The 6456-nt window shown below is 34.6% G+C and carries 7 protein-coding genes; 3 read left to right on the top strand and 4 right to left on the bottom strand.

All coding sequences use genetic code 11. From position 1 onward, the window contains the following. Together Q0505_RS14125 and Q0505_RS14120 are read left to right on the top strand one after the other, a co-directional pair. The coding region (locus tag Q0505_RS14125) for an alanine dehydrogenase (RefSeq protein WP_299214015.1) at positions 1 to 1174 on the top strand (1174 nt) is incomplete at its 5' end. A 3-nt stretch (positions 1175 to 1177) separates the two neighbouring features. Beyond that, positions 1178 to 1558 carry a DUF4258 domain-containing protein gene (locus tag Q0505_RS14120; protein ID WP_299214014.1) on the top strand — a complete coding sequence of 127 codons (381 nt, stop codon included), beginning with the start codon at positions 1178 to 1180 and terminating at the stop codon, positions 1556 to 1558. Between the two features lie 116 nt (positions 1559 to 1674). Here the strand turns inward: Q0505_RS14120 and Q0505_RS14115 are convergent, their stop codons facing one another. Continuing rightward, positions 1675 to 2844: a proline dehydrogenase family protein gene (locus tag Q0505_RS14115; protein ID WP_299214011.1), complete on the bottom strand. Its 1170-nt coding sequence runs from the start codon at positions 2842 to 2844 to the stop codon at positions 1675 to 1677. An 86-nt stretch (positions 2845 to 2930) separates the two neighbouring features. On the opposite strand from Q0505_RS14115, the gene aroB reads away from it, so the two are divergent. Then, positions 2931 to 4007, top strand: coding sequence for a 3-dehydroquinate synthase (aroB, locus tag Q0505_RS14110; protein ID WP_299214008.1), 1077 nt, complete (start codon positions 2931 to 2933; stop codon positions 4005 to 4007). A gap of 5 nt (positions 4008 to 4012) precedes the next feature. Here the strand turns inward: aroB and Q0505_RS14105 are convergent, their stop codons facing one another. The 3 genes from Q0505_RS14105 to Q0505_RS14095 form a co-directional block, all read right to left on the bottom strand. Next, a complete protein-coding gene (locus Q0505_RS14105; RefSeq protein ID WP_299214005.1) occupies positions 4013 to 4531 on the bottom strand; it encodes a DinB family protein in 519 nt (172 codons plus the stop codon). An 87-nt stretch (positions 4532 to 4618) separates the two neighbouring features. Continuing rightward, positions 4619 to 5101: a winged helix-turn-helix transcriptional regulator gene (locus Q0505_RS14100; protein WP_299214018.1), complete on the bottom strand. Its 483-nt coding sequence runs from the start codon at positions 5099 to 5101 to the stop codon at positions 4619 to 4621. Between the two features lie 79 nt (positions 5102 to 5180). Further along, positions 5181 to 6302: a M14 family zinc carboxypeptidase gene (locus Q0505_RS14095; protein ID WP_299214002.1), complete on the bottom strand. Its 1122-nt coding sequence runs from the start codon at positions 6300 to 6302 to the stop codon at positions 5181 to 5183. Between the last annotated feature and the right edge of the window lie 154 nt (positions 6303 to 6456).

The raw sequence follows: 6456 nt of genomic DNA, 5'->3' as shown, positions 1-6456 counted from the left end.
ACGAGCACAATTATTACCTCAGGAAGCAACGTTAGAAATCGCTAAGCAAAAAGGCGATCTATTTATAGGGATTCCTAAGGAAGCTCATTTTCAAGAACGACGTGTATGCCTTACCCCTGATGCCGTTGCAGCTCTTACCGCCAATGGACATCGAGTTCTTATAGAATCTAAAGCTGGCAAAGGAGCCCGCTATTCAGATAAGGATTACAGTGAAGCTGGAGCCGAAGTAACAAACGACACAGCAAAGGTTTTTTCTTGCCCAATGATTCTTAAAGTAGAACCACCATCGCTAGAAGAATTGGATATGATCAATCCTCAAACGGTATTAATTTCTGCTTTACAACTCAAAACACAAAACAAAAACTACTTTGAAAAACTAGCCAGTAAAAAAATCACTGCTATAGCCTTTGAATTTATAAAAGACGATGATGGTACGTATCCTGCTGTACGAACACTTTCAGAAATAGCAGGTACTGCTGCTGTGCAAATTGCCGCAGAGATTATGAGTAGCCCTGAATTAGGTACTGGAATGCTTCTTGGGAACATCAGTGGAGTTCCACCTGCAGAAGTAGTCATTATTGGTGCTGGTACCGTAGGAGAATTTGCAGCACGATCTGCTATAGGATTAGGTGCTAATGTAAAAATATTTGATAATTCTATCACCAAGTTACGCTGTATACAAACCAATATTGGGAGACCTATGTATACATCAACCTTGCAACCCAAAAATTTATTCAAAGCCTTAAAACGTTGTGATGTAGCCATAGGAGCTGTACGAGGGACAAATAGATCTCCCGTCATTGTCACAGAACCTATGATAGAAAGCATGAAAAATGGTGCCGTTATCATTGATGTTAGTATTGATATGGGAGGATGCTTTGAAACAAGCGATATTACTTCGCACGATAAACCTACGTTTGTAAAACACGGGGTTACACATTATTGTGTTCCTAACATACCTGCTCGATTTGCTAGAACTGCCTCTATATCATTAAGCAATATATTTACGCCCTATCTTTTAGATATAGGAGAAGATGGCGGCATAGAAAATAAACTAAGATTTGATAAAGGATTGAAAAACGGTTTGTATTTTTACCACGGCGTTTTAACCAACAAATCGGTAGCAAATTGGTTTAATTTACACTACCGAGATATCAATCTTCTTATTTTTTAAAATATGCGTTTATTACATCGAGTAGGGTACTATTTAGGTGGCTTCTCTTTAGGATTAATTATTCTAGCCTTTTTCTTTAGTGGCAAGAAAACTAGTTGTGCTTATTTTCCAGAAGCGCGTGTTTTGAAAAATATTAATTTAAAGCCGTATACGCTTTCGCGAAAAGCGCAAGAATCACTCACCCAATTACAACTAGATACCGTTGCTATCAATCAAGTATTACAAAAAGGAGACATAGATTTTGATGAAAGCCAACCAAGAAAAGAGCCTTGTGGAGAATATGCAGTCTACGGGGACACTCAAAAAGAGCTGAAACTTAAGATTGTTCTTGAAAATTGTGAAGAAAAAGTCTTTATTAAAGAAGTTTCTAAAGCAAAAGAGTAAGGCGGTGTACGCTTTTGTACTTCGTCTTGGCTCAGTATAAACTTCTACGTCATTTCATTACTTGAAAGCATAAAAAAGAGCATTCCCAAAATAATAACAAACAACTTACAAAGCAGTTATATCTTTCTTCGCTTACGCTCAGATTTGATAAGTTCTAATTCACGATTTGTTTGTCCAGCTACCGATGTGTTCTCTTCGGCTCTACGTATGAGGTAAGGCATCACATCTTTTACAGGACCAAATGGCATATACTTTGCTACATTATATCCTTCTGAAGCCAGATTAAAGCTGATATGATCACTCATCCCGTATAATTGTCCAAACCAAATACGTGTATCATTATTAGATAGAGATTGGTTTTTCATAATATCCATAGCAAGTAAACAACTTGCCTCGTTATGAGTACCCAAAAACACAGATATATCATCTATATGATCAAAAATATATCGAAGCGTATCATTAAAATTAGTGTCCGTAGCAGCTTTATTTGCACAAATAGGAGTTTCATACCCTAATTCTTTAGCGCGATTATTCTCTTTTTCCATGTAAGCGCCTCTTACAATCTTTACACCTATTTTAAATCCTTTTACGCTAGCATCTACATGAAGTTTTTTAAGATAGTCTAGTCGATCCCAACGATAACATTGTAATGTATTAAAGACAATAGCCTTTTCTGTATTGTATTTTGCCATCATCTCTGCCACAAGATCATCGGCAGCGTCTTGCATCCAGCTTTCTTCAGCATCTATAAGAACAGCAACATCTGCTTCTTTTGCCTTTTTACATATCGCATCAAAACGAGCAACGATTCGCTCCCACTCTTTTTGTTCTTCTGAAGTAAGTGTCTCCCCTGCTGTCTTTTTTTTCCATATAGCAAAACGTCCAAAACCCGTAGGTTTGAAAACAGAGATAGGCATTGCCTCCTTTTCATCAGCAAAATCTGTAAGCTCTAGTACCTTAGTAAGACACGCATCAAATTGCGCTTCATTTTCCTTCCCTTCTACAGAATAATCTAACACAGAACATACCCCAGCTTCATATAATTTATCCATTACAGGAATACAATCGTCTTCACTTACGCCACCACAAAAATGATCAAACACTGTAGAACGAATCAGCCCTTCTACAGGTAAATTTGCATTCAATGCAAACTTAGTCATAGCAGTGCCTATACGTACAAGAGGTTCTTTTGATATCATTTTAAACAGAAAATATGCGCGTTCAAGCTCACTATCAGATTTAAGAATAAAAGCACGTTCTGTATTGTCAAAAATGGATGAGGCCATAATCATATATTTTATGCTACAAATATAATTCAAACTGAATGTGAATTACACAAAAAGATGTAATTTGGTGCCATAAAATAGAATCTATGCAGCCTATCAAAGCTTCGAGTTATGAAATTGTTTTTAACACCTCTGGATATGAAGCGCTCAATACGTTTATACGAATTTCTACATATTCAAAAATATTTATAATTGTAGACAGCAATACGCATGAGCATTGTCTATCTACATTATTAAGTAAGTTAGAAACTAGTACAGCTATAGAAGTCATAGAGATTGTACCTGGAGAAGAAAACAAAACCATCACAACCTGCTCTGGCGTATGGGATGCCCTAGCTGATCTTGATGCAGACCGTAAAGGGTTAGTGATTAATTTAGGAGGAGGTGTTGTAACTGATTTAGGAGGTTTTGTTGCTAGTACGTTTAAAAGAGGAATGGATTTTATAAACATACCCACTTCCCTACTTGCTATGGTAGATGCCTCTGTAGGTGGTAAAACGGGTGTAGATTTAGGAAATTTAAAAAATTTAATAGGTGTTATTAATAATCCAAAATTAGTATTGATAGATACGGGGTTTCTTGCTACACTACCAAAAATTGAAATGCGTTCTGGCTTAGCCGAAATGTACAAACATGGACTTATTGCCGATCAAGGATATTGGCAACAACTGTCAGATTTGACAGCTATGACAACAGAGAACCTTAATAAATTGATTCATGATAGCATTGTTATAAAAAACGAAGTAGTACTTAAAGATCCCACAGAACAAAATATACGCAAAACACTTAACTACGGACATACACTTGGACATGCTATAGAATCGTATTGCTTATCGCATGCTGAGTTAAAAACATTATTACATGGCGAGGCCATCGCTATAGGAATGATTCTAGAAAGCTATATTTCGTCGAAACTGACGGGACTCCCACAAATAGATTTGGATCAAATCAATACAGTACTTTCTGAAATGTATGATGCTGTACGTTTTACACAAAAAGACATCAATCATATCATAGAACTTCTCAAACACGACAAAAAAAACTCCAATGGAAAAGTGAAATTTGTCCTTCTAGAACACATAGGTAAAGGAGTAATTGACCAAGAAGTTCCAAATGAATTGATTTACGAAGCTTTTGATTTTTATGCAACGCCTATTAATTAAATATCCTATAAATAGCGTTCTTTAATAATAGACACATGATGTTTTTCATGTCCTACGGTTATAAAACCTAATGCTCTTACTGACATTGGACTCCCACTACCCATACCTATTTCTGTAAGCATCTTATCATCAAGATTCTCAAAAAGAACTATCGTGGCATTTCTAACAGCTTTATATTCTTTTATAAGGGAATCAATAGTTCTTGAGTCTGCTTTAGATGGTAGTATGTAATCATTTTGATCAAACCCAAGAAGATCTACCTTATCTTTTCTTGCAAATCGCAAAGCACGGTATGAGAATATACGCTCCGTATCTATAATATGCATGAAGACTTCCCTTGGTGTCCATTTACCAACATCATATCTATAACTCAATTTAGTCATAGGAATTTGTTTAAAAAAAGTAGTCACATCCTCTTTACTTTCTATAAGTGCGTTAAGAAGTGTAGTTTCCTTATCTATTTTTTCTACAAAAGGTTTGTAATAGGGATTGTATTCAGAAGGATTTAGGTCTTTAGTGTACATAGGAAACTATTTTAAAAGTAAAGGTACTAAAAAACCCTTCTAGAAATTCTAGGAGGGTTTTCATATCAATAATTTATGTATGCGTATTTAGATTAAATCTTGGAATATAGAATGCATTAATCGTTTTTTATCATTAATACTTTCTTCAAGAGAAATCATAGTTTCTGTTCTATAGACCCCTTCAATATCATCTAATAAGAAGATAATATTTTTTGCGTGATTGGTGTCTCTTGCTCTTATTTTACAAAAGATATTAAATTTACCTGTTGTTACGTGCGCCACTGTTACAAATGGAATTTGAGCAATACGCTCCAATACAAATGTAGTTTGTGAAGTTTTGTTCAAAAACACACCAACATACGCAATAAACGAATATCCTAATTTTGCATAATCAAGAGTTAGTGAAGAACCAATAATGATTCCGGCTTCTTCCATTTTTTTAACACGTACGTGAACCGTTCCTGCAGATATAAGTAGCTTTTTTGCTATATCGGTAAAAGGTATTCTGGTATTCTCGATAAGCATATCGAGTATTTGGTGATCAACTTCGTCAAGTTTGAATTTTGCCATTTTTGTAAGATTCATTGAATTTAATTCAAAATTAAACCATTTTTATTGAATAATGTGTAATTACAAAAGGTAATTTAAACTATAACGTTATCGTAACCCCTTTATCTATATTAAGATGTCTTATATTAGGCTTACCGATTAATTTTTCTTCTAACAGCTTTTTAATCTTGATGCCAGAACAATCAATGATCCGATGTCCAAATAGAAAAGACGTCTCTTCTTTTGAAGCGAATTCAGGAATAAATTCAATCGTATTTCTAGTCAATTTTTCTTTAAATTGAATTCCGATATCTCCATCCAAAGTGTTTTTAAATAAAATATCACAATAACATTTTTGATGCTCAGGAATCGTCAAGTATAACGCTTCATCTATGGGTAGTGTACTAGAAACATTCTCTAATGCAGCTATTATTGCCATAAATACATAGCGCCTTGTGATCTCTCTATCATAATCATTTGGATAGTGACCTGCCTCAAAAAGTATGGTAGGCACTCCTTCTGCTTGAAAAGTATCGCCTGTACAATTTCTATTAAAACCATCATCATACAACCCTATATTTCCTAGTAAATAGGGTGTCAACTCATTATAAATATGAGCTATTACTTGCATAGACCGCTTTCGCGAAAGCGTAATACTCCTGTTTTCATCTGCAGAAGGTGCTAAAAACGAAAGTATAGAGGGTTTTCCTGTATCTTCAAAACCGTAGATGGTGCGTTGTCCGTGAAGATTGAAACAAAAATGAGGGTTAAACTCTTTATATATTTCCCACAGCAATTTACTTTCTGGTTGAGATCTGTCTTGCGCATCTCTATTTAAGTCAATTCCATTAGTATTGACACGTGTGTACGCTTTGGCACCATCTGGATTTAATATAGGTATAATACAAAGTGTGCAAGAAGATAAAATGATATCTAAAAAGGGATTTTTATCAACTTCTTGAAAAGCTTTAAAAAGATCAAACAACGCTTTTGTGGTGGTACTTTCATTTCCATGCATTTGTGACCAAAGCAATATCTTAGTTTTTCCTGTACCTATAGTCACTGTATGAATAGGCCTTTTTTCTACTGAAACACCTCGCTGTGTTACTACAAATTGAGAGGGTAATTCTTCTAATAATTCAAGAATAGAATCCCCATGAATGTAACGACCAAAGAGTCGTTTTTCGTGATTGTTTTTATGCCAATTTAAAAGTGTATCCAATTGTAGTATTGTTCTGTGTTTACAAAGTTAAACTTTATAAAATTTACATTTGTATACAATTGATTTCGTTAGATATACTCCATTTGTATACATGTTGAATCACAAAAGTATAATTAATCATGGAAATAATCCATAAGTGTTATTTTTTTTAATT

Source organism: uncultured Dokdonia sp. (assembly GCF_937910895.1).
Taxonomy (GTDB): domain Bacteria; phylum Bacteroidota; class Bacteroidia; order Flavobacteriales; family Flavobacteriaceae; genus Dokdonia.
The sequence above is the reverse complement of the archived record's forward strand: the minus strand, read 5'-3'. Positions and strand labels throughout refer to the sequence as shown.

Excerpts from the sequence above, each read along its gene's own strand:
- Q0505_RS14120 (WP_299214014.1), top strand. The coding sequence starts at position 1,178 with ATGCGTTTATTACATCGAGTAGGGTACTATTTAGGTGGCTTCTCTTTA.
- Q0505_RS14105 (WP_299214005.1), bottom strand. The coding sequence starts at position 4,531 with ATGTACACTAAAGACCTAAATCCTTCTGAATACAATCCCTATTACAAA.
- Q0505_RS14100 (WP_299214018.1), bottom strand. The coding sequence starts at position 5,101 with ATGGCAAAATTCAAACTTGACGAAGTTGATCACCAAATACTCGATATG.
- aroB (WP_299214008.1), top strand. The coding sequence starts at position 2,931 with ATGCAGCCTATCAAAGCTTCGAGTTATGAAATTGTTTTTAACACCTCT.
- Q0505_RS14115 (WP_299214011.1), bottom strand. The coding sequence starts at position 2,844 with ATGGCCTCATCCATTTTTGACAATACAGAACGTGCTTTTATTCTTAAA.